Annotated in this window: 29 protein-coding genes; 24 read left to right on the forward strand and 5 right to left on the reverse strand. The window is 62.7% G+C overall.

Translation table 11 applies throughout. From position 1 onward, the window contains the following. Nucleotides 1-2 precede the first annotated feature (2 nt). From mltG to AC1RGE_RS30235, 12 genes are all read left to right on the forward strand, one after another. Nucleotides 3-1202 (forward strand): endolytic transglycosylase MltG, encoded by a 1200-nt coding sequence (gene mltG, locus AC1RGE_RS30180; protein WP_492585555.1) that lies wholly within the window; start codon nt 3-5, stop codon nt 1200-1202. 19 nt (nt 1203-1221) lie between these two features. Next, a complete protein-coding gene (tmk, locus tag AC1RGE_RS30185) occupies nt 1222-1854 on the forward strand; it encodes a dTMP kinase (protein WP_011060122.1) in 633 nt (210 codons plus the stop codon). Then, nucleotides 1847-2833, forward strand: coding sequence for a DNA polymerase III subunit delta' (locus AC1RGE_RS30190; protein WP_011060123.1), 987 nt, complete (start codon nt 1847-1849; stop codon nt 2831-2833). The genes tmk and AC1RGE_RS30190 overlap by 8 nt, the downstream gene beginning before the upstream one ends. 84 nt (nt 2834-2917) lie before the next feature. Then, nucleotides 2918-3703, forward strand: a complete 786-nt coding sequence (locus AC1RGE_RS30195) for a TatD family hydrolase (protein WP_011060124.1) — start codon at nt 2918-2920, stop codon at nt 3701-3703. 812 nt (nt 3704-4515) lie between these two features. After that, nucleotides 4516-5154 carry a TetR/AcrR family transcriptional regulator gene (locus AC1RGE_RS30200; RefSeq protein ID WP_011060125.1) on the forward strand — a complete coding sequence of 213 codons (639 nt, stop codon included), beginning with the start codon at nt 4516-4518 and terminating at the stop codon, nt 5152-5154. Between the two features lie 139 nt (nt 5155-5293). Further along, entirely contained in the window at nt 5294-6262 is a 969-nt protein-coding gene (locus AC1RGE_RS30205) for a GTP 3',8-cyclase MoaA (RefSeq protein WP_194237975.1), read from the forward strand. Nucleotides 6263-6362: 100 nt separating this feature from the next. Further along, nucleotides 6363-6965: a DUF4823 domain-containing protein gene (locus AC1RGE_RS30210; protein WP_011060127.1), complete on the forward strand. Its 603-nt coding sequence runs from the start codon at nt 6363-6365 to the stop codon at nt 6963-6965. Between the two features lie 22 nt (nt 6966-6987). Then, a complete protein-coding gene (locus AC1RGE_RS30215; protein ID WP_123473759.1) occupies nt 6988-7551 on the forward strand; it encodes a DUF1285 domain-containing protein in 564 nt (187 codons plus the stop codon). A 70-nt stretch (nt 7552-7621) separates the two neighbouring features. Then, a complete protein-coding gene (locus AC1RGE_RS30220; RefSeq protein ID WP_011060129.1) occupies nt 7622-8335 on the forward strand; it encodes a GntR family transcriptional regulator in 714 nt (237 codons plus the stop codon). Continuing rightward, the gene (locus tag AC1RGE_RS30225) at nt 8332-9330 is read left to right on the forward strand and encodes an ADP-ribosylglycohydrolase family protein (protein ID WP_492585557.1); all 999 of its coding nucleotides are present in this window, start codon (nt 8332-8334) and stop codon (nt 9328-9330) included. Before AC1RGE_RS30220 ends, AC1RGE_RS30225 begins: the two co-directional genes overlap by 4 nt. Before the next feature lie 141 nt (nt 9331-9471). Then, the gene (locus AC1RGE_RS30230) at nt 9472-10938 is read left to right on the forward strand and encodes a purine-cytosine permease family protein (protein ID WP_019094644.1); all 1467 of its coding nucleotides are present in this window, start codon (nt 9472-9474) and stop codon (nt 10936-10938) included. Next, nucleotides 10931-11851 carry a PfkB family carbohydrate kinase gene (locus AC1RGE_RS30235; RefSeq protein WP_011060132.1) on the forward strand — a complete coding sequence of 307 codons (921 nt, stop codon included), beginning with the start codon at nt 10931-10933 and terminating at the stop codon, nt 11849-11851. The genes AC1RGE_RS30230 and AC1RGE_RS30235 overlap by 8 nt, the downstream gene beginning before the upstream one ends. 26 nt (nt 11852-11877) lie before the next feature. On the opposite strand, the gene AC1RGE_RS30240 is transcribed toward AC1RGE_RS30235, so the two are convergent. The 3 genes from AC1RGE_RS30240 to AC1RGE_RS30250 all read right to left on the reverse strand — a co-directional run bounded on the left by AC1RGE_RS30240 (nt 11878) and on the right by AC1RGE_RS30250 (nt 13940). Beyond that, entirely contained in the window at nt 11878-12258 is a 381-nt protein-coding gene (locus tag AC1RGE_RS30240; RefSeq protein WP_492585559.1) for a Rho termination factor N-terminal domain-containing protein, read from the reverse strand. A gap of 53 nt (nt 12259-12311) precedes the next feature. Beyond that, a complete protein-coding gene (locus tag AC1RGE_RS30245) occupies nt 12312-12638 on the reverse strand; it encodes a hypothetical protein (protein ID WP_492585561.1) in 327 nt (108 codons plus the stop codon). An 84-nt stretch (nt 12639-12722) separates the two neighbouring features. Beyond that, complete coding sequence (locus AC1RGE_RS30250; RefSeq protein WP_220223919.1) at nt 12723-13940, reverse strand: MFS transporter; 1218 nt, start codon at nt 13938-13940, stop codon at nt 12723-12725. 211 nt (nt 13941-14151) lie between these two features. Here AC1RGE_RS30250 and AC1RGE_RS30255 point away from each other — a divergent pair, with 211 nt between their 5' ends. After that, the gene (locus AC1RGE_RS30255; protein WP_011060136.1) at nt 14152-14631 is read left to right on the forward strand and encodes a GNAT family N-acetyltransferase; all 480 of its coding nucleotides are present in this window, start codon (nt 14152-14154) and stop codon (nt 14629-14631) included. A gap of 92 nt (nt 14632-14723) precedes the next feature. On the opposite strand, the gene AC1RGE_RS30260 is transcribed toward AC1RGE_RS30255, so the two are convergent. Further along, the gene (locus tag AC1RGE_RS30260) at nt 14724-15776 is read right to left on the reverse strand and encodes an NAD(P)-dependent alcohol dehydrogenase (RefSeq protein ID WP_011060137.1); all 1053 of its coding nucleotides are present in this window, start codon (nt 15774-15776) and stop codon (nt 14724-14726) included. Between the two features lie 180 nt (nt 15777-15956). On the opposite strand from AC1RGE_RS30260, the gene AC1RGE_RS30265 reads away from it, so the two are divergent. Beyond that, nucleotides 15957-16847: an AraC family transcriptional regulator gene (locus AC1RGE_RS30265; protein ID WP_011060138.1), complete on the forward strand. Its 891-nt coding sequence runs from the start codon at nt 15957-15959 to the stop codon at nt 16845-16847. A 136-nt stretch (nt 16848-16983) separates the two neighbouring features. Here the strand turns inward: AC1RGE_RS30265 and AC1RGE_RS30270 are convergent, their stop codons facing one another. Further along, entirely contained in the window at nt 16984-18648 is a 1665-nt protein-coding gene (locus AC1RGE_RS30270) for an electron transfer flavoprotein-ubiquinone oxidoreductase (protein ID WP_011060139.1), read from the reverse strand. 549 nt (nt 18649-19197) lie between these two features. On the opposite strand from AC1RGE_RS30270, the gene AC1RGE_RS30275 reads away from it, so the two are divergent. The 10 genes from AC1RGE_RS30275 (at nt 19198) to AC1RGE_RS30320 (ending at nt 26637) form a co-directional block, all read left to right on the forward strand. Then, nucleotides 19198-19947 (forward strand): electron transfer flavoprotein subunit beta/FixA family protein, encoded by a 750-nt coding sequence (locus tag AC1RGE_RS30275; RefSeq protein ID WP_015634720.1) that lies wholly within the window; start codon nt 19198-19200, stop codon nt 19945-19947. A gap of 2 nt (nt 19948-19949) precedes the next feature. Continuing rightward, nucleotides 19950-20879, forward strand: a complete 930-nt coding sequence (locus AC1RGE_RS30280) for an electron transfer flavoprotein subunit alpha/FixB family protein (protein WP_011060141.1) — start codon at nt 19950-19952, stop codon at nt 20877-20879. A gap of 81 nt (nt 20880-20960) precedes the next feature. After that, complete coding sequence (locus AC1RGE_RS30285; RefSeq protein WP_053157134.1) at nt 20961-21785, forward strand: substrate-binding periplasmic protein; 825 nt, start codon at nt 20961-20963, stop codon at nt 21783-21785. Between the two features lie 9 nt (nt 21786-21794). Then, nucleotides 21795-22151 carry a DUF4398 domain-containing protein gene (locus tag AC1RGE_RS30290; RefSeq protein WP_492585562.1) on the forward strand — a complete coding sequence of 119 codons (357 nt, stop codon included), beginning with the start codon at nt 21795-21797 and terminating at the stop codon, nt 22149-22151. Then, complete coding sequence (locus AC1RGE_RS30295) at nt 22148-22960, forward strand: OmpA family protein (protein ID WP_011060144.1); 813 nt, start codon at nt 22148-22150, stop codon at nt 22958-22960. The genes AC1RGE_RS30290 and AC1RGE_RS30295 overlap by 4 nt, the downstream gene beginning before the upstream one ends. 205 nt (nt 22961-23165) lie before the next feature. Continuing rightward, the gene (locus tag AC1RGE_RS30300; protein WP_011060145.1) at nt 23166-24605 is read left to right on the forward strand and encodes an aminotransferase-like domain-containing protein; all 1440 of its coding nucleotides are present in this window, start codon (nt 23166-23168) and stop codon (nt 24603-24605) included. A 77-nt stretch (nt 24606-24682) separates the two neighbouring features. Next, on the forward strand, nt 24683-25183 hold the full coding sequence (locus AC1RGE_RS30305) for a translation initiation factor 2 (RefSeq protein WP_065364693.1): 501 nt from the start codon (nt 24683-24685) through the stop codon (nt 25181-25183). A gap of 170 nt (nt 25184-25353) precedes the next feature. Next, the gene (locus AC1RGE_RS30310; protein ID WP_011060147.1) at nt 25354-25608 is read left to right on the forward strand and encodes a YkgJ family cysteine cluster protein; all 255 of its coding nucleotides are present in this window, start codon (nt 25354-25356) and stop codon (nt 25606-25608) included. A 43-nt stretch (nt 25609-25651) separates the two neighbouring features. Next, a complete protein-coding gene (locus AC1RGE_RS30315; protein WP_011060148.1) occupies nt 25652-26260 on the forward strand; it encodes an START domain-containing protein in 609 nt (202 codons plus the stop codon). A 143-nt stretch (nt 26261-26403) separates the two neighbouring features. After that, complete coding sequence (locus tag AC1RGE_RS30320; protein WP_015634724.1) at nt 26404-26637, forward strand: hypothetical protein; 234 nt, start codon at nt 26404-26406, stop codon at nt 26635-26637. The last annotated feature ends 145 nt before the right edge of the window (nt 26638-26782 follow it).

The raw sequence follows: 26782 nt of genomic DNA on the forward strand, positions 1-26782 counted from the left end.
TCGTGAGACGTAAATTACTGCTCCTGCTGGAAACCGGACTGGTCCTGGCAGGACTGCTGTTGGGTGCGAGTGCCTGGAAACTGTACTCGGCCCTGGAACAACCGCTTAACCTGAGCCAGGAACAGTTGCTCGATGTTCCCGCCGGCTCGACGCCCACCGGCACCTTCAATCGTTTGCAAGCCGAGGGTGTGCTCGATGATGCCTTCTGGCTGCGCCTGTACTGGCGCTTCAATATGGCGGGCCAGCCTCTGCACAGCGGCGAGTACCGCATGACCCCAGGCATGACCGCCGAAGGCCTGATCGGCCTCTGGCAGCGCGGTGAGGTGGTGCAGTACAGCCTGACCCTGGTGGAAGGTTGGAATTTCCGCCAGGTACGCAGCGCCCTGGCCAAGAGCGAAAAATTGCAGCAGACCCTGACGGGGCTCAGCGACAGCCAGGTGATGGAAAAGCTCGGGCATCCCGGGGTTTTCCCTGAAGGGCGTTTCTTCCCTGACACCTATCGTTTCGTTCGGGGCATGACCGACGCCGAGCTCCTGGAAAAAGCCTACGACCGCCTGGACGATGTGCTGGCCAAGGAGTGGAGCAAGCGTGCCGACGATGCGCCTTACAGCGATCCTTATCAGGCGCTGATCATGGCCTCGCTGGTGGAGAAGGAAACCGGCGTACCCCAGGAGCGTGGGCAGATCGCAGGCGTGTTCGTGCGTCGCATGCAGATTGGCATGCTGCTGCAGACCGATCCTACGGTGATCTACGGCCTCGGTGAGCGTTACTCCGGCAAGTTGACCCGGGCTCATCTCAAGGAAGCCACGCCCTATAACACCTACGTGATTGCCGGCCTGCCGCCGACGCCGATCGCCATGGTCGGACGCGAGGCGATCCACGCCGCCCTCAACCCGGTGCCCGGCAAGAGCCTGTATTTTGTCGCGCGGGGCGACGGCAGCCATGTGTTCTCCGATGACCTGGATGCCCACAACAGCGCGGTGCGCGAGTTTCAGCTCAAGCGTCGCGCCGACTACCGTTCCAGCCCGGCCCCAGCCGCCACGCCAGCGGTTCCCGAAGCGGCAGGTCCGGTGCCGGAGACGCCTGCAACCCCTGGCCCGGAGACGGCTCCGGCAAGCGCCCCGCAAGCTGCGCCCGAGCCGCCTGCGACTCCGGCTCCTGCCGAGCCTGTGCCCGAGCCCGCGGCGAAAAGCCCGCAATGACATTGATTAAGGACTGCCCGTGACTGGCTTGTTTATTACCCTGGAAGGCCCGGAAGGCGCGGGCAAAAGCACCAATCGCGAGTACCTCGCCGAGCGCCTGCGCGCTGCGGGGATCGAGGTGCTGTTGACCCGTGAACCCGGTGGCACGCCGCTGGCCGAGCGGATTCGCGATGTGCTGCTGACCCCGGTGGAAGAGGTCATGAATGCCGATACCGAGCTGTTGCTGGTGTTCGCCGCGCGTGCCCAGCACCTGGCAACGGTGATTCGCCCGGCCCTGGAGCGCGGTGCGGTGGTGCTGTGCGACCGTTTCACCGACTCCACCTACGCCTACCAGGGCGCGGGCCGCGGCCTGAGCCTTGCGCGCATTGCTGCGCTGGAGGATTTCGTCCAGGGCGAGTTGCGCCCCGACCTGACCCTGGTCTTCGACCTGCCGGTGGATGTCGGCCTGGCGCGAGCCAGTGCCCGTGGCCGGCTGGATCGCTTCGAGCAGGAAGGCCAGGCCTTCTTCCAGAAGGTTCGCGAAGCCTTCCTGGCCCGCGCCGCAGCGGCGCCGCAGCGTTATGTGCTGGTGGATGCGGCGCAGCCCCTGGCCCAGGTCCAGCAGTCCCTGGACAGCTTGTTGCCGCAGTTGCTGGAGCGCGCCCGTGGCTGAAGTCTTCCCCTGGCAGGACAGCCTCTGGCAGCAATTGGCGGGGCGTACCCAGCATGCCCATGCCTACCTGTTGCATGGCCCGGCGGGTATCGGCAAGCGGGCCCTGGCCGAGCGGCTGATGGCGCGCTTGCTGTGCCAGCGTCCGGAAGGCCTGGACGCCTGTGGCCAATGCAAGTCCTGCCTGTTGCTGCTGGCCGGCAGCCACCCGGACAACTACGTGCTGGAGCCGGAGGAAGCGGACAAGGCGATCAAGGTAGACCAGGTCCGCGAACTGGTGAGCTTCGTGGTCCAGACCGCCCAGTTGGGGGGGCGCAAGGTGGTGCTGATCGAGCCGGTGGAGTCGATGAATATCAACGCCGCCAACGCCCTGCTCAAGAGTCTCGAAGAGCCTTCCGGCAACACTGTGCTGTTGCTGGTAAGCCACCAGCCCAGCCGGTTGTTGCCCACGATCAAGAGCCGTTGCGTGCAGCAGGCCTGCCCGCTGCCCAGCGAGGCCATGAGCCTTGAGTGGCTGGCCCAGGCCCTGCCAGATTGCTCCGAGGAGGAGCGGGTGGAGCTCTTGACCCTGGCTGCCGGTTCGCCGCTGGCAGCGGTCAGCCTGCAGGCCCAGGGTGTTCGCGAGCAGCGGGCGCAAGTGGTGGAAGGGGTGAAGAAGCTGCTGAAACAGCAGCAGTCGCCCACGCAACTGGCCGAATCCTGGAGTGCCATTCCCTTGTTGCTGCTGTTCGACTGGTTCTGCGACTGGTCGAACCTGGTCCTGCGCTATCAACTGACCCAGGATGAGCAGGGACTGGGCCTGCAAGACATGCGCAAGGTGCTGCAATACCTGGCGCAGAAGTCCGCCCAGGCCAAGGTGCTGAACATCCAGGACTGGATCCTCGCCCAGCGCCAGAAGGTCCTGAGCAAGGCCAACCTCAACCGCGTGCTGTTGCTGGAAGCCTTGCTGGTGCAGTGGGCGGCCCTGCCTACCCAGAATTGACCCGCAGCGCCTAGACTCAGCGTTGTTTCCGCCCGGGCGCCACAACCCGGGCCTTTCATTGATCGGATGTAGTTGTAGCCTCCTATGCTCGTAGATTCCCATTGCCACCTTGACCGCCTCGATCTCGCCGCTCATGACGGCTCCCTGGATGCCGCGCTGGCTGCTGCCCGCCAGCGGGGGGTAGGGCACTTCCTGTGCATCGGTGTCAGCGCCGACAACGCGGCGGACGTCAAGGCCCTGGCCGATCGTTATGACGATGTCGACTGCTCGGTGGGCGTGCATCCGCTGGATGTGCAGCCCGGCGCAGCGCCGGCCCTGGACTGGCTGCTGGATGAACTGAATCACCCCCGGGTAGTGGCCATTGGCGAGACTGGCCTGGACTATCACTACGAGCCGGAAGCCGCCGAGCTGCAGCAGGAATCTTTCCGCCTGCATCTGCAGGCCGCCCAGCAGACCGGCAAACCGGTGGTGGTGCACACCCGCGGCGCCCGCGCCGACACCCTGGCACTGCTGCGCGAGGCGGCATTGCCCAATGCCGGTGTGCTGCATTGCTTCACCGAAGACTGGGAAATGGCCAAGGCGGCCCTGGACCTGGGTTTCTATATTTCCCTCTCGGGGATTGTCACCTTCCGCAATGCCGATGCCCTGCGGGACGTGGCCCGACAGGTGCCGGCCGACCGCCTGCTGGTGGAGACCGATTCGCCTTACCTGGCGCCGATCCCCTATCGTGGCAAGCCCAACCTGCCGCAGTACGTGCGCGAGGTGGCGGAGTTCCTGGCGATGCTGCGGGGCGAAAGCTATGAAGCCTTTGCCCAGCAGACCACGGCCAACTTCAAGCGCCTGTTCCCCTTGGCGCGGGTCAAGGGCTGAGCCTGGGTCGCACGGTGCACTGGCGCTGAATGGCGGGCAAAAAAAACCCGGGTTCTGGGGGGTGAATCCGGGTTAAGACCATTAGGAGTAAAACTAAGGCACGCGGTCCTTCGGTACCTTGATCGGCGTTTCACTTGGGGGAGATGTCCCGCCGACAGTTGAAGTATTGATCACTATTGCATTCAGTCCAGTTGCCCCTGCTCGTTTTTTAAACAAATTTGGAATACGAGCGCTTCGCTTGAGTTCTCATTTGGGTTGCCTGTATCGCAGTTTTCGACGCGATCGCTGAATATCACCTGATTTTTAGCTGATAAGACTAAAAATAGCCGCATTTTCCTGAAAGTTGCCTACATAATCTGTTGCAATTTGCTGTACCTGCCCGGCTGGCAGTTATCAACGCCATCGATACTTTCGGATTATTCTTCCGCTCTTATAGGGCTTCTCTGATGCTGTGGGACGGCAGTTGCATTGGCCCCCCGCTGAGCGACGAATTAGCCGGGCAATGATGGAATTGCGACTTATCGAGGTCTTTGCGTCGCACGCAGGGCGTGGGGCAATCCAGGGTACTGGTTGCAGGAAAAACCAGACTTCGCGGTCTGATCCGGAGCTTGGCGGCTGTGGAAGTTTGCTATTTGAACCCTGGCCCGGCCCCGTATTCACGGGATTTCCCTGGCTTTCTGCGCCTGTCTGGAAGGTTCTGACGGGGCAGCTTTTGCGCCAGAAACACCAGCAACGATGGATGATCCGTGCATTTTGGCGCAAGTTAGGCATAATACGCGGCTTCGATTTTGACCCCGAACAGACCTTTTCTTATGCAGAAAGAACCTCGTAAGGTCCGTGAGTTTCGTCGCCGCGAGCAAGAAATTCTCGATACCGCGCTCAAGCTGTTCCTCGAACAAGGTGAAGACAGTGTCACCGTCGAGATGATTGCGGATGCCGTGGGTATCGGCAAAGGGACCATCTATAAGCATTTCAAGTCCAAGGCGGAGATCTACCTGCGCCTGATGCTCGACTACGAGCGCGACCTGAACGAGCTGCTGCACTCGGCCGACGTCGACAAGGACAAGGAAGCCCTGTCCCGGGCCTACTTCGAATTCCGCATGCGTGACCCGCAGCGCTATCGGTTGTTCGACCGTCTGGAAGAGAAGGTGGTCAAGGGCAACCAGGTGCCGGAGATGGTCGAGGAACTGCACAAGATCCGTGCGTCCAACTTCGAGCGCCTGACTCTGCTGATCAAGGGTCGCATCAGTGAAGGCAAGCTTGAAGACGTGCCGCCGTACTTCCACTACTGTGCCTCGTGGGCGCTGGTGCATGGTGCGGTTGCGCTGTACCACTCGCCGTTCTGGAGCAATGTGCTGGAAGATCAGGAAGGCTTCTTCCAGTTCCTGATGGACATCGGTGTGCGCATGGGCAACAAGCGCAAGCGCGACCCCGACACCTCGAACAGCTAAGGCATTCAGCCGCTGTATTGCGCCATCGACAAACTGTATGGCGCAGTGTCCGAGGAATATACTCAGGCATGGGACTTGCCAAAACCTGATTTTTGGGTCAGGTTTTGCCCGGTTCTCCCTTCCTACGCCGGAGTCATCCATGATCGTTGATCGTCAAGGCAGGCGCTTTCGCAACTTGCGGATCAGTCTGACGTCTGCCTGCAACTACGCCTGTACCTACTGCGTGCCCAACGGCAAGCGGCTGGTGGCTGCCCAGGACGAGTTGTCGGCCGAGGCAATGGCTCGCGGCGTGGCGTACCTGATGGAAGCGGCGGGCATCGAGCGCTTGCGCATCACCGGTGGCGAACCCCTGGTCAGTCCCAAGCTGGAAGCCTTCATGGGCGCGGTGGGGCGCATGGGGCTGGACGACATCAGCCTGACCACCAATGGCCAATTGCTTGCGCGCAAGCTGCCGTTGCTGGTGGAGGCCGGTATCCGCCGGATCAACGTTTCCCTCGATACCCTGGATGCGACGGCCTTTCGCAGCATTGCCCGTGGCGGCGACTTGGCCACGGTGCTCGATGGCATGCAGCAAGCCCGCAGTGCCGGTTTGAAGATCAAGGTCAACATGGTGCCGTTGCGCGGGCAGAACCTGGATCAGGTGATGCCGTTGCTGGATTACTGCCTGGAACGGGGTTACGAGCTGCGTTTCATCGAGCTGATGCGCATGGGCCACCTGGCCAAGGATGGCAACGCTTTCCTGCAGCAGTTTGTCAGCCTGCAACAGTTACTGGACCTGATCGGCCAGCGCTACGAATACCTTCAGGCCGATGCGCCGGTGGATGCTACCGCGGTGCGCTACGCCATTCCCGGGCACGGTCATTTCGGCGTGATCGCCAACGAAAGCGTGCCGTTCTGCCGCACCTGCTCGCGTTTGCGGCTGTCCTCCACGGGCTGGCTGCACGGCTGCCTTTCTTCGAGCAATCGTCACTATGTCGGCGACCTGCTGGACAAGCCGCGCCATCAGGCTCTGCCGGCCTTGCAGCGGCTGCTGGTCAAGGCCTTGGGGGACAAGCAGGAGCTGGCCTTTTCCGGTGGAGCCACGGTGATGAAGATCATTGGCGGCTGAGGTGCTTTGCCGACGAATTCCCTTCCTTGGCGGAGCTGGCGCGGAAGCTGCATCCCGTGGCCATTCGCCGGTTTTCCGTCACCGGATTTTGGAGGGTAGGATGCGTAGCCTGGTTTTGCTGCTGGCCTTTTTGGCACTCGGCGGCTGCATGAATGTCAGTGATATGGGCGAAGGGGTGCGCTATCACCTGAGTGATGCGGGGGTGCTCGATCACAGTGATACACGCCGCACCAGCTCGTTCCGCATTCAGCCGGATTCGTTCATTTTCATTGCCCAGGGGCATTTCGTACCGCCGGGTGGCGCTTATCCGCGGCCCAACGTGGTAGCCGAGGAAGCCTTCAACGGCTTTGTCGAGTATTTCCCCATGGTGCGTCGGGCCAAGGCGCCCGAGGGCCTGAATGAAGCCATGGCCGAAGCCCGGGAAGCGGGGGCGCACTATCTGCTCTACGCCCGTTTCGCCAAGGCCGATGACCGTATCGGTAACTCTGACGAGTGGCTGGATCAGGAAGCCGTGGACCGCCTGGGGGTGGATACCAGTACCATCCAGATCATGTTGATCGAAACCAGTACCCAGTACCTGATCGATTCCGCGCGGATTCGCAGCCGTGGCGGTTTACTGACGTTCCATGACAACAAGCCACAGGATCTGCTTGGTCCGCCGTTGCAGCAATACGCGCGCGGCCTGCTGGGCCTGAGCGACTGATTGATTGAGGGAGGAGAGCGGTATGAGTGGTCCAGGCAAGGCCAACGACCTGTTGGCGCAGATTCCCAAGGCTGAAAAAGGCTTGCCGCCGGTCCACCTGTGGAACCCCGACTTCTGCGGCGATATCGACATGCGCATCGCCCGCGACGGCACCTGGTATTACCTGGGTACGCCGATCGGCCGCAAACCCATGGTCAAGCTGTTCTCCACCATCATTCGCCGCGATGGCGATGACTATTTCCTCATCACTCCGGTGGAGAAGGTCGGCATCAAGGTCGATGACGCACCCTTCGTCGCCGTGACCCTGGAGGTCGAAGGGCAGGGCGAGGCTCAGGTACTGCGCTTTTCTACCAATGTCGAGGAGCAGGTGGTCGCCAATGACGAGCACCCGCTGCGGGTGGTGATCGACTCCCTGACCCAGGAACCGGCGCCTTACATCCTGGTTCGACACAATCTTGAAGCGCTGATCCATCGCAACGTCTTCTACCAACTGGTGGAGCTGGCGCAGACCCGCCAGATCGACGGCCAGAATTGGCTGGGGGTGTGGAGTTGCGGGGTGTTCTTTCCCATTGGTCTTGAACCCTGACGGGCGTTTCAGACGGCTGTAAGAAGATATTTCTTGCTCTGGCTCGGGCCTTTCATGTATCAAGCCGGACATGATCAAACATGTCCGATTCGATAAGAAAACAAGGGTGGTCGACGAGTTGATCCGGCGTATTGAAAGCGGCCTGTTGGAGGACGGCTTTCAACTGCCGGGCGAGCATCAGTTGGCCGAAGAATTCGGTGTCAGCCGTGGCACCTTGCGCGAGGCCCTGGCCGAGCTCAAGCGGCGCAACTACATCGCCACGCAAAGCGGCGTAGGCTCCATCGTCACCTTCGACGGTGTTGCCCTGGATCAGCATCATGGCTGGGCCCAGGCCCTGGCCGACAGCGGTGCGCTGGTCAACACCGAGGTGCTGCGCCTGGAGGCGATCCAGCGCCCGGACCTCAAGCATCGCCTGGGCACCGACCAGTTCATCGCCCTCGATCGCCGGCGCCGCAGCACCGATGGCCGGGTGCTGTCCCTGGAGCGCTCTCTGATCCCGGCTTCCGGCGAGCTGGAAGGCCTGCCTAGGGTCGGCCTGATCGATGATTCCCTGACCATTACCCTGGCCGCCTACGGCTATATCGGCGAGCGCGGCGATCAGTGGATCGGCGCCGAGCCCTTGAATGCTGAAGATGCCCAATTGCTCGGACGTGCTCCGGGCGAAGTCTTCCTCAAGGCCCTGCGTACCACCTACGACCGCCAGGGGCGCTTTATGGAGCAGGTCGAAAGCCTGCTGGACCCGCAGCATTTTCGCATGCACCTGCAGTTCGGAGAGCCGCGGTGAATGCATTGCAGCGCGCCCTGGGCGCCTTCTACGGGCTGGCCCTGGGCGATGCGCTGGGCATGCCGACCCAATCCTTGAGCCGGGAACAGATCCAGCAGCGCTTCGGCGTCATTCGCACCCTGGAGGACGCCGGCCCGGACCAGCCGATTGCCGCGAACATGCCCCGGGGCTCCATTACCGACGATACCGAGCAGGCGATCCTGGTGGCTCGCCTGTTGGTCCGGGGGCAGGGCCGGATCGCTCCGGCGGCCCTGGCCCAGAGCCTGATCGAGTGGGAGGCGCAGATGCAGGCCAAGGGTTCCCAGGATCTGCTGGGGCCTTCCACCAAACGCGCCATTGAAATGGTCCTCGCCGGGGAGTCCGTTGAAGAGGCGGGCCGCTATGGCACCACCAATGGCGCCGCCATGCGCATCACGCCGGTGGGCATCGCCGCCGATGTGGCTCGGCCCGAGACGTTTCTGCAGGCGGTGGTCGAGGCCTGCCAGGTGACGCACAACACCAGCCTGGGCATTGCCAGCGCGGCGGCGGTGGCGGCGGTGGTGTCCGCCGGAATCAACGGCCAGCCTCTGGCCGAAGCCTTGGCACTTGGTGTGCAGGTCGCCCGGCAGGCCCAGGCCCAGGGGCACTGGGTAGCGGGTGCCACCATCGGTGCTCGCTTGGACTGGACCAGCACCCTGCGTGTCGACGGCGACCGGGAAGGCTTTGCGCGGATGCTCTACGAGCTGATCGGCACCTCGGTGGCTTCCCAGGAATCGGTGGTGGTGAGTTTCGCCCTGGCCCGACAAGTGGCCCTGGGGCAATTGCCGGCCTTCGAGGCACTGTGCATGGCCGCCGGCCTTGGGGGCGACACCGACACTATCGCGGCGATTCTCGGTGCCATGCTCGGCGCTTGCCTGGGGATGGAGATCTGGCCTGGCGAACTGATCGGGCAGGTGCGAAAGGTCAATGAGCTAGACCTGCAGCCTCTGGTGGAACAGCTGCTGGCGCTGCGTTGAGCCGCCTTTAAGGTACAGGCTGCGGTGTGCGGCCATGTTGCCGATCGCTATGGAAAGCTATGACACGGCCAGGAATGCCGGGATGTTCTGTGACTTCCGAAATTGCCCAATACCCCTAACAACGGCAACAGGAGTTTTATCATGAGTTCATCCACGGCCGGATCAGGCGCCGGCCAACTGGAAACCCGCGGTATCGAGCCGGTTCCCGAGGCAGAGTGCGACGGGCACCCGCTGCAGCTGTTCTGGGTCTGGTTCGCGGCCAACATCAGTATTCTCGGCCTGCCCCTGGGGGCGACTCTGGTGGCGTTTCGCGGTTTGTCGATCTGGCAGGTGCTGCTGGTGGCCATCCTGGGGTCGGTGGGGTCGTTCGCCGTGGTCGGCCTGATCTCGGTAGCCGGCCGGCGCGGGCGGGCGCCGAGCCTGACCCTGTCCCGGGCAATCTTCGGGGTGCGGGGCAATATCGGCCCGACCCTGGTGTCGATGCTTTCACGGGTTGGCTGGGAGACGGTCAATACCACCACGGCGGCCTTCGTCCTGCTGTCCCTGAGCTCGATCCTGTTCCAGACCCCGGCCTCGGCCAAGGATGCGCCGCTGCTGACCCTGCTGTTCATCGGCATCTTCGTGCTGATGACCCTGAGCGTCTCCGGCCTGGGCCACGCCACCTTGCTGGTCATCCAGAAGTGGGCCACCTACGGCTTTGGTGCCCTGAACGTGCTGGTGGGCGGTTTCCTCTGCGCCACCATCGACTGGGCGGCGGTCTTCAATGCCGCGCCGGCCCCCATGAGCGCGATGATCATCGGCGTCGGCACCATGGCCGCCGGGACCGGGATTGGCTGGGCCAGTTCCGGGGCCGATATGTCGCGTTATCAGCACCGTTCGGTAACGGCCGGGCGCCTGGTGGCTTCGGCGGCGTTTGGCGCCGGCATTCCGCTGGTGTTGCTGATTACCCTGGGCGGATTGCTGTCGGTGGGCAACGACCACCTGGCCTCGGCAGTGGACCCGATCATCGCGATCCGCGACATGCTGCCGACCTGGATGGCGGTGCCCTACCTGGTCGCGGCCTTTGGCGGCCTGCTGCTGTCCAACAACCTCTCTGTGTATTCCGCCGGCCTCACCGCGCTGACCCTGGGCCTCAAGGTCAAGCGGGTCTATGCGGTGCTGGTGGATATCGTGGCGATCTTCCTCGGCTCGATCTATTTCATGCTGATTGCCGACAGCTTCTATGGCCCTTTCATCAGCTTCATCTCCCTGCTGGCGGTGCCGATCACCGCCTGGGTGGGGATCTTCGTGGTGGACCTGATCCATCGTCATCACTACAGCGCCGATGATCTGCTCAACGTCGGCCCGAGCAGCGCCTACTGGTACCGGGGCGGCATCGAATGGCGAGCCTTTGGCGCCTGGGTGCTGGCGATTGTGCTGGGCTTCGGTTTCACCACCATCGGCACCACTGCCGAAGACGTCTGGTTCACCGGGCCCCTGGCCGATTCCTGGCTGGGGCATAACGGCCTGGGCTGGATCGTCACCTTCCTGGTGGCCGGCGGCGGTTACGCTCTACTGGGCGGTGCCCGGGACCGGCGCGCGGCCTTTGTCGAGAACGCCAATGCCTAGGTTGCTGCACACCGGCCAGGTGATAGTCGACCTGGTGATGGCGGTAGAGCGCCTGCCGGCCTCCGGAGGCGATGTGCTCGCGCAATCCGCGGGCTTCGAGGCCGGTGGCGGCTTCAACGTGATGGCCGCCGCGGCGCGCAACGGGTTGCCGGTGGTCTACCTCGGGCGCCACGGGCAGGGGCGCTTTGGCGACCTGGCGCGGGCGGCGATGCAGGGCGAAGGCATACAGATGAGCCTGGAGCCCGGCAGGGGGGCTGATACCGGTCTGTGCGTGGCCCTCACCGAAGCCTCTGCTGAACGCACCTTCATTTCCCATATCGGCGCCGAGGGCGAATTGTCGGCCGAGGATCTGGCCCGGGTCCGGGTGGAGGCGGGGGATTACCTCTATGTCAGCGGCTACAGCCTGTTGCAGGAGTGCAAGGCACGGGCCCTGCTGGACTGGTTGCTGGCGCTGCCTCGTTCGATCCCATTGATGTTCGACCCGGGGCCGTTGGCCGGTTCGGTAGATTCACCCTTGATGGCGGCGCTGTTGCCACGGATCGACATCTGGAGCAGCAACCGCGCCGAGGCATTGCAATTGACCGGTACTTCGCAGATTGCCCAGGCGCTGGCGCAGCTCGAAAGCTGGTTGTCACCTGCGGCGTTGCTGGTGCTGCGTGATGGCCCCCGCGGCTGTTGGGTCAGCCGCCAGGGGCAGGCGGTGCAGGTGCCGGGGTTCAAGGTGGAGGCGGTGGACAGCAACGGTGCCGGTGATGCCCACGCCGGGGTCTTGGTCGCCGGGCTCGCAGCGGGCCTTGAGCCGCTGATGGCGGCTCGTCGGGCCAACGCCGCGGCGGCGATTGCCGTCACCCGGCGTGGCCCGGCCACCGCTCCGGGCAGTGCCGAAGTGGATGCCTTGCTGGCGCGCGGCTGAGTCAGCGGCGAGCAACTGGCCGCCGGTCAGCCGGCCTTGCTCAAGGCTTCGATCAGCTCCTGCTTGCGCATGCGCGAGCGTCCCGGAATCTTCTTCGCCCGAGCTTCGCGCATCAGGCTGTCCTTGCTCTGGGTGCCCAGGGACGCCGCGCTGTTGCGGGCATGCCCGTGGCGTGTGGCCACCGCGCGCCGGGCCGACTCGCTGCGGGCCCGGGCTTTGTCTGCGGGGCTTTTGTCCCGACCGGAGCCGCTCGCCCGTTCACCGCCACCGGACTGCTTGTTCACCGTGGCCCAGGCCCGTGCTTCGGCCTGCTCCGGCGAGAGCCCGCGTTCTTCGTAGCTGGCTTCGATGGCCGCGGCCTTGCGGCGCTGGGCCAGGGTGTATTTGGCTTTGCTTCCTCGAGTCATGACATCTCTCCTCAAGGCCCTGGCGCACAGGGCCTGCTGGATTGAACCGGCGGTTACTGGCTGCTGCCTTCCGAACCTGAGCCGCCGGTGGTGGTTTTCGAGCCGGTACCGGTCTTGCCACTGTCGGGTGTGCTGGAGTCCATGGTGCCGACACCGCCCTGGCGGCCGTTGTCGTTGCCCTGAATGCGCGGGTCGGTCCCGGTCGCCGGTGGCAATGAGCCTTCGTCCATGGCCGGTGGGTTGATGTTGATCTTCGGCGTGCCTTGGGTGGCCGGGGATTTCGGGCCTTCAACCGGGTTGCTCGGGCCGGTGGCGCCGGCCAGGGCAGCAGTGGACAGCAGCCCGGCCAGGGCCAGGGCGCAGAGTTGGACCTTGATCATGGTGTCGCCTCCATTCGTTAGAGTCGTTACCTGATATTGGTCCGCTGCCGGGGCCGGTTGGTGCCTGATGATCGACGAACGGTGTTATGCACCGGCTGCCATACGCCAGTGGCCCAGGCGCCGCCAGCCCAGGCGGCCAAGGCTGATCAGCCAGTTCAGCAAGGCCACGCCGAGCACCGTGAACAGCAGCGCCTGGATGCCGGCTTCGACGATGATCCGCCCGGCCAGCCAGGGAAAACCGAAGACCCCGATGAAGTACGACAGGCTGAACAGCAGCAACGCCTGGGAGGTGCAGCCGGCTGGCGCTTCGTTGGCCGCCAGGCCGTTGATCACCGAGTAGGTCAGGCCATAGCCCACCCCCAGGGTCACGGCAGCCAGCAGGTAGCTGGCGCTGCTGTCGACAGCAAATAAAAAGAGCAGGATCGACACCAGCATCAGCCCCGAGAGCAGGCAGGCAGCACGATAGGGATCGCGCTTGACCACGATCCCGGCGATCAGCAGGCGGCTGGCGATGGCGGCGCTCATGAAACCGAGGAAGAACAGCGAGTAGTCGACGCCGCGGGAGGGGCCGTAGCTGGTCTGGAAGCTCGACAGGCCGCCGAATACGCAACCTCCCAGGCCCACCATGAGAATCGGCCAGACGGCGCGGGAGGACAGCACCTGCGCGGTGCCAGCCCAGGTGATGCCAGCCGCCGAGGTGCCCAGGTGGTTGGCCTGCTGGCGCAGCCGGCCGTCCAGCCGCCAGAAGATCAGCACACCCAGCAGGCTGGCGCCGGCGGCGATCAGAAAGGCGCTGGTCAGTGGGTAGCCCAGGGCACTGGCCAGGCGCCCCAGCAAGGGGCCGGAGCCGATGCCGGTCATCATGCTGCCCGACAGCAATGCGAAGTAGCGGGCCCGTTGCGCGGGCTCCACCAGCATCGCCACGATGATCGGCCCCAGGGTATAGAACACCCCCCAGCCCAGGCCCAGGGTCAGGCCGAAGAACAGCAGGCCGGGGCCGACCCCCGGGGTCAGGGCAAAGCCCAGGCTGGCCACCGCCAGTAGGCAGCCGAACACTGCCACCGAGCGCGCGGCGCCGAGGCGGTCCGAGAGGTGCCCGGAGCCGATCACCGCAACAAAGGTGCTGAGCATGGCTGTGGAAATCACCGTGCCGGCATCGTGTTCATTGCCGCCACGGCTGCCGATCAGCAGCGACAGGAGAAAGGTCGAGCCGTAGGACAGCGACAGCAGGTAGCTGCCCAGGCAGAACAGGCCGAATAACGGGGCCGAGACCCGGGACTGCTGCGGGGTGCACGCCGACATGAAAGTGCCTCTTTATGCTTGAAGTCATGTCGGGCTTTCTAACATGGCGCCTCCTGGTGTTTGTTGTGTTCCTGCAGGCCTCAGGGTTAGTCGGCAGCGGAGTAAGTGCCGTGCGCAAGGAGCTGGGCCGGGGGGCTTGGCATAAATGGTCGTGCATGTATTTCTGCTGCCGTTCTAATATGGCCGCCTGATTCCAACAAGAGAGCCGTCGATGACCGTAGAAATCCGTCCTGCACTGCCCAGCGATGCCCCGCAGATTCTTGCGTTCATCACCGAACTTGCCGATTACGAGCGGGCCCGCCATGAAGTGATCGCCAGCGTCGCCGATATCGAACGCAGCCTGTTCAGCGAGGGGGCCACGGCCCATGGCCTGATCTGCCTGCGCGAAGGCGTGCCGATCGGCTTTGCGGTGTTCTTCTTCAGTTATTCCACTTGGCTGGGCAGCAACTGCCTGTACCTGGAGGACCTTTACATCACTCCGGAACAACGGGGCGGCGGGGCGGGCAAGCAACTGCTGCGGCATCTGGCGCAGATCGCCTGTGACAATGATTGCGGGCGCTTCGAATGGAGCGTGCTGGAGTGGAACGAGCCGGCGATCCAGTTCTACAAGTCCCTGGGCGCCCAGCCTCAGGAGGAATGGGTCAAGTACCGCATGGATGGCGAAGTGCTGCGCGCCTTTGCTCGCGGCTGACGCCAGCTTGCTCGTGGAGGAGCCGGCGTGCCGGCGAAGGCGCACGCCATCGGCGCCCCCGGCGACAAGCCATGCTTTGACGGTGTCGAGAATCAGCCTTTCAAGGTCGCCATGTCGATCACGAAGCGGTACTTCACATCACCCTTGATCATGCGCTCGTAGGCTTGATTGATCTGGCGGATGTCGAGCATTTCGATATCGCAGGTGATGCCGTGCTCGGCGCAGAAGTCCAGGACTTCCTGGGTCTCGGCAATGCCGCCGATCAGCGAACCGGCCAGCACCCGGCGGCTCATCACCAGCTTGCCGGCGTGCAGCGCCGGGTCCACCGGTTCGATCAGGCCCACCAGGATATGCACGCCATCGAAGCGCAGGGTGTCGAGGTAGGGGTTGAGGTCGTGGGGCACCGGGATGGTGTCCAGGAGAAAGTCGAAGTGCCCGGCCACCGACTGCATCTGCGCCGCGTCGGTGGATACGATCACATGGTCGGCACCCTGGCGGCGGGCTTCTTCGGCCTTGCTCGCGGAGCGGGTGAACAGGGTCACTTCGGCGCCCAGGGCCTTGGCGAACTTGATGCCCATGTGGCCCAGGCCGCCCATGCCGAGAATCCCCACCTTGTCACCGGGCTTGACCCCGTAATGCTTGAGTGGCGAGTAGGTGGTGATGCCGGCGCAGAGGATTGGCGCGGCGCTGGCCAAGTCGAGTTTCTCCGGAATGCGCACCACAAAGTGCTCGCTGACCACGATGCTGTCGGAGTAGCCGCCCATGGTGTTGCTGCCATCGACCCGGTCCGGGGTGGCGTAGGTCATGGTCGGGCCTTGCAGGCAGTATTGCTCCAGGTCGGCGGCGCAGGCCTCGCAGTGGCGGCAGGAATCCACCATGCAACCGACGCCCACCAGGTCGCCGACCTTGTGCTTGCTGACGTTGGCGCCGACGGCTGTGACCTTGCCGACGATCTCGTGGCCCGGCATCAGCGGGTATACGGCGATGCCCCATTCGTTGCGGGCCTGGTGGATATCGGAGTGGCAGACGCCGCAGTAGAGGATCTCGATGGCGACGTCGTCCGCACGCGGACTGCGGCGCTGGAAGCTCATGGGGGCGAGGGGAGTGGTGGCCGATTGGGCGGCATAACCGATGGCGGTGTACATGGTGGACCTCGCAAAAGCATTGACGATTGAGGCGTGGCATTCTCGGCGTCGGGCCCTGGGCCAACCATGGCGATTCCTCGGCATGTCATGCCTATTCCTCCGGCATTGGCGGTTTTCACGCGGCATTGGCGTACAGACCTGCGATGATGTTTTCGTCCCTTTTTCCGTGAAGTTTTCCCCATGCTGCTGACCCGCCATCTGGACGCCAACGCCACCCTGGTCTCGCTGATCCAGCCCCTTGCCAGCCGTGACGGTTTTGTTGCCACCGCCTTGCCCGGGGTCCAGGTGCTGCGGGCCAGTTGCGACGTGGCGCGGGGCCCGCAGATCTATGAGCCGAGCCTGATGATCATTGCCCAGGGCAGCAAGCTGGCCTACCTGGGCACGCGAACCCTGGAATACGGTGCCGGGCATTACCTGATCCAGGCCCTGTCGGTGCCCTTCGAGTGCGAAACCTTCGCCTTGCCCGATGCGCCGCTGCTGGGGGTTTCCATCGCCATCGACCGGGCGGTATTGAGCGAGCTGGTGCTGGCCATGGGCGTCACCGAAGGCCGGGCGGCTTCGGCGCAGACCCTGGAGTCGATGACCTCGGCTGTGCTCGACGACGCCATGCGTGGTTGCGTGGAACGCCTGTTGCGCTGCCTGCACGATCCTCTGGAGTGCAAGGTCATGGGCCCTTCACGGGTGCGTGAGTTGCTCTTTGCCGCTTTGCGCGGGCCCCAGGCCGATGCGCTGCGGGCGCTGGTGGAGCAGCAGGGGCAGTTCGCCCGGGTTGCGGCTTCGCTCAATCACCTGCACGAGCACTACACCGAGCCGTTGAACGTCGAGACCCTGGCCCGCTGCGCCAACATGAGCACCTCGACCTTCCACGAGCATTTCAAGCGCAGCACCCTGCTGTCGCCGGTGCAGTACCTCAAGCGCCTGCGCCTGCTCAAGGCCCAGCAGTTGCTGCTGGGAGAGGGGCTGGGCGTGGCCCAGGTGGCGCATCGTGTGGGCTACCAGAGCACTTCGCAGTTCAGCCGCGAGTACAAGCGCTACTTCGAACGCAACCCGGGCGAAGAACGCGCCGCCTGAAAACACCGCGCCCTTGGGCCGGAGCAAGGCTTGGGCGGCTCTTCGCCGGCAAGCCGGCTCCTACAGGTGGCGGTGTCGCTGAATCCCGGGCATGAAAAAGGCCCCCATAAAGGGGGCCTTCTTTTATCGCACCGGCTTACATGTTCGGGTAAGTCGGGCCGCCGGCGCCTTCCGGAGTGACCCAGGTAATGTTCTGGGCCGGGTCCTTGATGTCGCAAGTCTTGCAGTGCACGCAGTTCTGCGCGTTGATCTGGAAGCGCTTCTCGCCATCTTCCTGGGTGATCACCTCATACACGCCGGCCGGGCAGTAACGCTGGGCAGGTTCGTCGTACAGCGGCAGGTTGCGGCTCAGCGGGATGCTCGGGTCGGTCAGCTTCAGGTGGCAAGGCTGTTCTTCTTCATGGTTGGTGCCGGAGATAAACACCGAGCTCAACTTGTCGAAGCTGAGTTTGCCGTCGGGTTTCGGATAGTCGATCTTCACGCAGTCCTTGGCCAGCTTCAGGCAGGCGTAGTCCGGCTTGGTGTCGTGCAGGGTGAACGGCAGTTTGCCGCCGAAGATATTCTGGTCCATCCAGTTGAAGCCCGCGCCGATGATCGGGCCGAACTTGTGCATGGCCGGGCCGAAGTTGCGGCTGGCGAACAGCTCTTCATACAGCCAGCTGGCCTTGAACGAATCGACGTAGCTCTTGAGTTCGTCGGCGCCTTCGGAGCCGGCGAACAGCGAGTCGGCTACCGCATCGGCGGCCAGCATGCCGGACTTCATGGCGGTGTGGCTGCCCTTGATCTTGGCGAAGTTCAGGGTGCCAAGGTCGCAGCCGATCAGCGCGCCACCCTTGAACACCATCTTCGGCAGCGAGTTCAGGCCGCCCTTGCAGATGGCGCGGGCGCCGTAGCTGACGCGCTTGCCGCCTTCCAGGTACTGCTTGAGCACCGGGTGATGCTTGAGGCGCTGGAACTCGTCGAACGGCGACAGGTAAGTGTTGGCGTAGGACAGGTCGACGATCAGGCCCACTACTACCTGGTTGTTTTCCAGGTGATAGAGGAAGGAGCCGCCAGTGTTCTCGTTGCTCATGATGTCCAGCGGCCAGCCGGCGGTGTGCACCACCAGGCCAGGCTGGTGCTTGGCCGGGTCGATTTCCCAGATTTCCTTGAGGCCGATGCCGTAGTGCTGGGCGTCGGCGTCGCTGTCCAGGTTGAACTGCTTGATCAGTTGCTTGCCGATATGGCCACGGCAGCCTTCGGCGAACAGGGTGTATTTGCCGCGCAGTTCCATGCCGGGGGTGTACATGCCCTCTTTCGGCTGGCCTTCACGGTCGACACCCATGTCGCCGGTAAGAATCCCGCGGACTACGCCGTTTTCGTCGATCAGGGCTTCCTGGGCGGCAAAGCCCGGGTAGATTTCCACGCCCAGGTTCTCGGCCTGCTGGGCCAGCCAGCGGCACAGATTGCCCAGGGAAATGATGTAGTTGCCTTCGTTGTGCATGGTCTTGGGCACAAAGAAGTCTGGAACCTTGGTGGAGGTTTCGCCGCTGCGCAGGACATAGATGTCGTCGCGGGTGACCGGGGTGTTGAGCGGGGCGCCCAGTTCCTTCCAGTCCGGGAACAATTCATTCAGGGCCCGTGGTTCGAACACGGCACCGGAAAGGATGTGAGCACCGACTTCGGAGCCTTTTTCAACCACGCAGACGCTGATTTCCTTCCCGGCTTCAGCGGCCTTCTGCTTAAGGCGGCAAGCGGCGGACAAGCCTGCGGGGCCGGCACCGACGATGACCACGTCGAATTCCATGTATTCGCGTTCCACTAGGCTATCTCCTACTCAAGGCTCAACGGTTTTTTCTAATTGGAGGTTTGGCGTTGCATCCCCCGTTTTCTCCCATCGCGCATGGGGGGAGAAGGGGAGGACAGCCGACCTTTCTCTCTGGGCGGCGCATTATATCTACACCACTCTCAGCGTCCAATACAAACGTTTGTTTGAATTTGCCGCAGCCCAGATAAATCAAAGAAGCGCGGCTTATAAACGGCTATTTTGCCGTATTGACCGGAAAAGGCGTTCCGGTCAAGATACGGTCGGTTTTGCGCTCGCCGTAGGCTGACTGTTGGTTTCAAGAGCACCTCTAAAGACAGGGCAAAGGCAGTAAAGGTGACGCGCGCGCAGCTTGAAAGTGCGCAGTCTACACGCCGCGATAATGAATGACTCGTCGGTCACCACTGACGAACGGTCATCACCCCGTGAGCAAGGTCAACCTTTTTGTGCGCCAGCGTTTTTGGAGGTGCCCTTGTGCCGATGAGCATCAACCGCCAGGTTCTCGCCTAGGCGACTTTCTTTTCACCGGAGAGTAACGAGGAATCCATGAAGGTTCTTGTAGCTGTCAAACGAGTGGTCGACTATAACGTCAAGGTTCGCGTCAAAGCGGACAACTCCGGCGTCGACCTCGCCAACGTCAAGATGTCGATGAACCCTTTCTGCGAAATCGCAGTGGAAGAAGCCGTACGCCTGAAAGAGAAAGGTGTAGCGACTGAAATCGTCGTCGTCTCCATCGGTCCTGCTACTGCTCAAGAGCAACTGCGTACCGCCCTGGCACTGGGTGCCGATCGCGCGATCCTCGTCGAGTCCGCTGAAGAGTTGAACTCCCTGGCCGTGGCCAAGCTGCTCAAGGCCGTGGTCGACAAGGAACAGCCACAGCTGGTGATCCTCGGCAAACAGGCCATCGATAGCGACAATAACCAGACCGGCCAGATGCTGGCAGCCCTGAGCGGCTACGCTCAAGGCACCTTCGCCTCCAAGGTCGAAGTGTCCGGCGACAAGGTCAACGTCACCCGTGAAATTGACGGCGGCCTGCAGACCGTTGCGCTGAACCTGCCAGCCATCGTTACCACCGACCTGCGTTTGAACGAGCCGCGCTACGCGTCTCTGCCAAACATCATGAAAGCCAAGAAGAAGCCGCTTGAAACGCTGACTCCTGATGCTTTGGGCGTTTCCACCGCCTCCACCAACAAGACCCTGAAAGTCGAAGCGCCGGCTGCACGCAGCGCGGGCATCAAGGTCAAGTCGGTGGCTGAACTGGTCGAGAAACTGAAAAACGAAGCGAAGGTAATCTGATCATGACTATCTTGGTAATCGCCGAACACGATAACAAGGCGCTGGCTCCGGCCACCCTGAACACCGTTGCCGCCGCCGCCAAAATCGGTGGTGACGTGCATGTACTGGTAGCCGGCCAGGGCGTTGGCGCCGTGGCTGAAGCCGCGGCCAAGATCGCTGGCGTGGCCAAAGTGCTGGTGGCCGACAACGCCGCCTACGCTCACCAACTGCCGGAAAACGTTGCGCCGCTGGTGGCCGAACTGGGCGCTGGCTACAGCCACATCCTGGCTGCCGCTACTTCCAACGGCAAAAACATCCTGCCGCGGGTTGCCGCTCAGCTGGACGTTGACCAGATCTCCGAAATCATCTCGGTAGAAAGCGCTGATACCTTCAAGCGTCCGATCTATGCCGGTAACGCCATCGCTACCGTGCAGTCCTCGGCTGCCGTAAAAGTCATCACCGTACGTGCCACCGGTTTCGACGCCGTTGCCGCTGAAGGTGGTTCGGCTGCAGTCGAAACCGTGGGCGCCGCTCACGATGCCGGCAAGTCGAGCTTCGTTGGCGAAGAGCTGGCCAAGTCCGATCGCCCTGAACTGACCGCAGCCAAGATCGTCGTTTCCGGCGGCCGCGGCATGCAGAACGGCGACAACTTCAAGCACCTGTATGCCCTGGCCGACAAGCTGGGCGCTGCTGTCGGCGCGTCCCGCGCTGCGGTGGACGCAGGTTTTGTGCCCAACGACATGCAGGTCGGCCAGACCGGCAAGATCGTTGCGCCACAGCTGTACATCGCCGTCGGTATCTCCGGCGCGATCCAGCACCTGGCGGGCATGAAGGACTCCAAAGTGATCGTCGCGATCAACAAGGACGAGGAAGCGCCAATCTTCCAGGTAGCCGACTACGGCCTGGTAGCGGACTTGTTCGAAGCCGTACCTGAGTTGGAGAAGCTGGTCTAATCCGGCGTCTTCACTTATAAAGAGCCCGGCCTTTTGGCCGGGTTTTTTTATGTGTGTTTTTTGCCGGGGGAGGGTTTCGCCATGGATCTGCGCCGCATGAGTGGCTGGCCAGTGCTGTTGGGCCTGACGTTGTTGCCATCGTTGTCGATGGCGGCGGGCAAGTGCGAGCGTCTGGTGGTCACTGGCAGTCCCGATGCACCGCCTTACCTGTGGCGTGACCCTCAGGACCCCAAGCACCTGATGGGTGCCAGCGCCGACCTGCTGCAGCAGGTGGCCGGGGAGCTGGGGCTGAAGGTCGAGGTGCTGTATGCCGGCAAGCGCTCCGAGGCGCTGGACGAGGTACGCACCGGGCGCATGGACCTGCTCGCCGATGCACCGCTGACCTTCAATGAGCTGGAATCGCTGGACTACATCCACCCGGCGCTGGTGCAGAACGACTATCTGGTCTGGACCCGCAAGGATTCGACCCTCAGCTACACCCAGCCGGGAGACCTGGCAGGCCATCCCGGCGCCGTGTCGGAAAAGGCCCGGCTGACTCAGCCCTTTGTCGCCATGGCCAAGGAGCATCTGCAACTCAAGCGCCTGCCGAATCTGACCCAGGTCTTCCAGACGTTGCTCCTGGGGGAGGTGGACTATGTGCTGGCGCCTCGCTACGCAGGCATGGCCATGGCCCAGACCCTGGGCATGACGGCGGATCTGGCGGCGTTTCCCCAGCCCATCGACAAACCGGGGCTGTTCCTTGCGCTGTCCCATAACTCCGCCTGCAATGACCCATGGTTGCGCGGACAGTTGGCCAAAAAGATGACAGAATTGCCCGCGTCCGGTCTGACGGAGACCTTGCTGCAGCGCAATCTGGAGCGCTGGAAGGCCCAGTTGCAGCAACCCGTCAGCAGCCCAAAACAGTAGGAATCTTGTGTGACTATTCGACCTCTTTTCGCCGCCATGGCTGTTCTCGCCCTGGCGGGTTGTGCAACCGATCCGGCGCCCATCGAGCAGATGCGCCTCACCGCGCAGACGCTGGAGCAGGCCAAGGCCGTGGGGGCTTCTGCCGAGGACATGCCCGAGTTGAAACTGGCCGAAGACAAGTTCTCCCGGGCGCAGGGCAACATGCAGGATGAGTCCTACAAGAAAGCGCGGATGCGCGCCGAACAGGCCGAACTGGATGCGCGCCTGGCCGAAGCCAAGGTCCTGACCCGCAAGAGCCAGGAACAGGTGAATGCACTCAATATCCGCATCACTCGCCTGCGCAAGCAACTGGGAGATGCCCAATGAATCTGTCTACCCGGATCATCGGCAGTGCAGTGCTCCTGGCATGCGCCGGACTCTATGGCTGCGCTGGCCAGCACAGCGAAGAAGCCCTGCAGCAGGCCAGTAACGACTTCCAGAAGGTCAAGGAAGACTCCAACGTGCTGCGTATCGCGCCCAAGGACGTGATCCGTGCCGGGGAGTCCCTGGCACGTGCCGATCGCCTCTCCACCTATTGGGGCAGCGGTGGCGATGTGGAGCATTACGCCTACCTGAGTCGGCGCTACAGCGAAATCGCCCGTGAGCATACCGAACAGGCACTCAATAACGAGCGTGCGGCCAAGCTCGAGCTGGAGCGCCAGCGCCTGCAACTGGCCCTGCGCGAAGCCAAGTTGCTCAGCGTGCAGCAGCAGGGCAAATGGCTGGAAGAACAGATCATCAGCCTGGCCACCACCCAGACCGATCGCGGTCTGGTGATGACTCTGGGGGATGTGCTGTTCGATACCGGCGAAGCGGAACTGAAGAACTCGGCGAACCGCACCGTGCTCAAGGTGGTGCAGTTCCTCCAGTTGAACCCCAAGCGCGTGGTGCGCATCGAGGGTTACACCGACAACACCGGCGAGCGCCAGAGCAATCTGCAGCTGTCCAAGGACCGCGCCCAAGCCGTGGCGGATGTGCTGGTGGACCTGGGTATCGATGAAAAACGCATCCAGGTCGAAGGCTATGGCGACGACTATCCGGTGGAGGCCAATGCTTCCGAGCGGGGAAGGGCGCAGAACCGTCGGGTGGAGATCGTGTTCTCCGACGAAAAAGGCCAGTTGGGCGCTTCTCGCTGAAGCTGCGCCAGTGCCACGGAAAAACCCGACGCCTTGCTCGCGTCGGGTTTTTTTATGCCTGCCAAGAGGTTCACAAAAACCCTACAGTTATGCTTTTCACTGCCCCGTGTCCTCGACTATTGTAGAAACTGTCCCAGTACACTTCTAAACTGTGCCGGTATTGTTTCACACAAGAATAAAACGCCGTGAAATCGAGTGCTGCGCCATGACCAATCTCTTGCTCTATCAACGTATCGCTCAGCAACTGGCTGAGGATATTCGCCGTGGTGTCTACCAGCCGGGGGAGCGCGTACCGTCGGTACGCAAGATGAGCTCGCAGCTCAATGTCAGCCACGCCACGGTACTCCAGGCCTACGCCAACCTCGAAGACCAGGGGCTGATTCGCGCGCGCCCGCAGTCGGGCTACTACGTGCACCAGACGCCGGCGCTGACCGCGCCCACGCCGGATATCGCCCGGGTCGAGCGCCCAGGGCTGGTGACCCGCAGCAGCATCATTCAGCAGGTGCTGGTGGAGTCCCGTCGCGAAGGTGTGTTTCCGTTGGGGGCCGCAGTGCCCAGCGTTGACTATCTGCCAGTACGGGCGCTGCACCAGCAGTTGGCCAAGGTCACCCGGTTTCACAGCCCCCGGGCATTCAGTTACATGTTCAGCCCGGGCTTCGAGCCACTGCGGCGTCAGGTGGCCATTCGCATGCGCGATGCCGGGGTGGTGGTCGACCCGTCGGAAGTGGTGATCACCCACGGCTGCGTCGATGCCCTGCAGATGTCATTGCGGGTACTGACCCGGCCCGGGGACCTGATTGCTGCGGAGTCGCCGACCTACTACGGCCTGCTGCAACTGGCGGACTTGCTGGGGCTCAAGGTCATCGAGATTCCCAGTGATCCGTCCACCGGCATGAGCCTGGAAGCCCTGCAACTGGCGGCCAACCAATGGTCGATCAAGGCCCTGGTGCTGACCACACGCCTGAGCAATCCCCTGGGCGGCACCATGCCCGAGGAGCGGCAGAAGCAGTTGCTGCGCCTGGCATCGGATTTCGATATCCAGGTGGTCGAGGACGATATCTATGGCGAGTTGATGTTCGAGGTGGGGCGTACCAAGGCCCTCAAGGCCTATGACCGCCTGGATCGGGTGATCTACTGTTCGAGCTTCTCCAAGACCTTGTCTCCCGGCGTGCGCATCGGCTGGATGATTGCCGGCAAGTACCAGCAGGAGATCCAGCGCCTGCAGACCTTCAGCACCCATTCTGCGTGCAGCGTCACCCAGATGGGGGTTGCGGCCTACCTGGAAAACGGCGGTTATGACCGGCATTTACGGTACATCCGCCAGGAATACCGGAAGAATCTCAGCGCCTTTCAGCTGGCGGTGCAGCAGTACTTCCCTGAGGGCACGCAGATCACCCGGCCCAACGGGGGCTTCATTCTCTGGGTCAGCCTGCCGGGGCGGGTCAACACCCAGGAGCTTCATGTGCGAGCCTTGCAGCAGGGCATCAGCATCGCCCCGGGGCTGATCTTCAGCAACACCGAGCAGTTCAACCACTGTGTGCGGCTCAACTGCGGTACGCCCTGGAATCGCGAGGCCGAGCGGGCCCTGATGACTTTGGGAATGCTTGCCAGCCAGTTGTGCCAGGAGGCGGCGGGCGGATTTTAATCAGTGTGGCCCTGTGCTTGTCATGGGGCCTGCAACAAGCGAGCATAGAGGACCTTTTGTCGATCTACCTGTCTTTCATGAAAGCCTTTCTACCTGCCCTCTGGTTAAGTGTCTGTCTGTTGGGAACCGCCTTCGTGGCTCCTGTCCAGGCGGCTTCCTCCCAGGACAAGCCGGCTGCGGGGGCGGCCCACGCCACTAAGGCGGCCCCTGCCAAGAAGGCTCCGGCCAGCAAGGCCAAGCCTTCGGCCAGTGCCAGCAAGAGCAAGTCCGCGGCCAAGAAGGCGCCCGCCAAGCCCAAGTCCAAATGGGCCTATCAGGACATCAAGAAGCCGTTGCCCAGCGCCAAGGTGGACTTGAGCCTGCCGCCGGAAATGGTCAAGCACCTGCAGCCGGTGGGCAGTGTGCCGCTACCCAAGCGCGAGCCGCTGCTGCCTCAGATGTTTGGCGAGAAGCCCAAGGAAAGCAGCCCGTTCCAGCTCAACGGCCGCTTGCTCAGCAATGAAATGCAATTGCAGCTGCGCAACGAGGAACGTCGGGATATCGAAGGCGCGGCCCTGGATTTCGAGTTCAAGCAGTAAATTCTTCATCCTCTTCTGTGACGGGTTGGCTCGACACTTTGTCGGAGACTGATCAGTCACGCACGGTTGTGCGTCAAATCCGTTCTTTGAGTAATTTTAAACGGCTGTTTTAGCGGTTACTCTTGGCGGGCGTCATTCAACACTCTGCTTGTCGCAAGGAGCTTTTCCTCATGAACTGCCGTGAAGGTTGTGGCGCCTGCTGCATCGCCCCTTCCATCAGCACCCCGATTCCCGGAATGCCCCAGGGCAAGCCGGCGGGAGAACGTTGCCTGCATCTTTCTGTCGAACACCTGTGCGGGCTGTTCGGCCTGCCGGAGCGGCCGGCGGTGTGTGGGGCGTTCCTGGCGGATCCCGAGGTGTGTGGCGAAAGCCGCGAAGAAGCCATCCGCCTGATTGGCTGGTGGGAACAAGTGACCGCGGCATAGAGTGTTCTCAATGAACGGAACTTCAACAATAAGGAATAAGACAATGGGTTCGCTGCAACGAATGGCTGTGCTCTGTGGTTTAACCGTGCTCTTGTCGGCAACGGCCCACGCCGAAGACTGGCAAACCGCCAAGGATGAAGACGGCATCAAGGTCTCCTTGAGTGAAGTGGCCGGCTCCAAATACAAGGCCTACCGTGGTGTGACCACCATGAAGACCTCCATCGCCAAGCTCCGCGCGCTTCAGGAAGACGTGGCGGGCGCCTGCTCCTGGATCCATGAGTGCAAGACCCAGAAACTGCTCAAGCACGAGGGCGATCAAAGCTGGACCTACACCCAGTTCAACACCCCGTGGCCAGTCACTGCCCGTGATTCGGTATTGCACATCACTACCAGCGAAGCGGCCGACGGCAGCCTGACCCGCAAACTGGAGGGCGTGCCCACCTACATCCCTGAAGAGAAAGGCTTCGTGCGGGTGGCCCAGGTCGAGGGCTACTGGAAGTTCGTACCCAAAGGCGCCGACCAGGTGGAAGTGACCTACCAGGTGCACACCGAGCCGGGTGGCAGCGTGCCGTCCTGGCTGGCCAACAAGTTCGTGGTGGATGCGCCGTTCAACACCCTGAAGGCACTCAAGGCTCGCGCCGAAAAGCCTTGATCGGCTGAGTTTTGCCAGCATTACCAGGGCCGCCTTCGGGCGGCCTTGTCATTGATGTGTTCCGGCAGCGCGGTGGAACGATTGCCCGTTGCTCAGGGTCGAGATGTTGTCAGCCCACTCATGGGGCTATCGAGGAGGCACTGATGCAAAAGTGGCAAGTCACTTTCGTTGACGATCATGGTGTCCAGTCCGTCGAGCATTTCGACTGCGACCAGCAACCGACGATGGAGCGCGCCGCACAACTGGTGCGGGCCAAGTTGTTGCCAGTGAGTGCCGAACTGGACCTGAACGATCTGGACGGGCGCACCGAGGACCCCACCCTCAAGAGCCTGAAAGAGCAGAACAGCATTCAGATTCTCAGTATCACGCCGATCTAGATAGGGTAGAGCGCGCTTCGCAGCAATTTCTGGCGACGTCCAGAGCAAGGCGCTAATCTGCAAGCGAGATCAGCGAATTCTTCGCTAGGCTCTGATCTTGTCAGCTCCATGCTTGTTTCCTGACGACCCGCCCCGGGTCGTGATG

It is taken from the genome of Pseudomonas sp. GW823-FHT02C05, assembly GCF_058797595.1.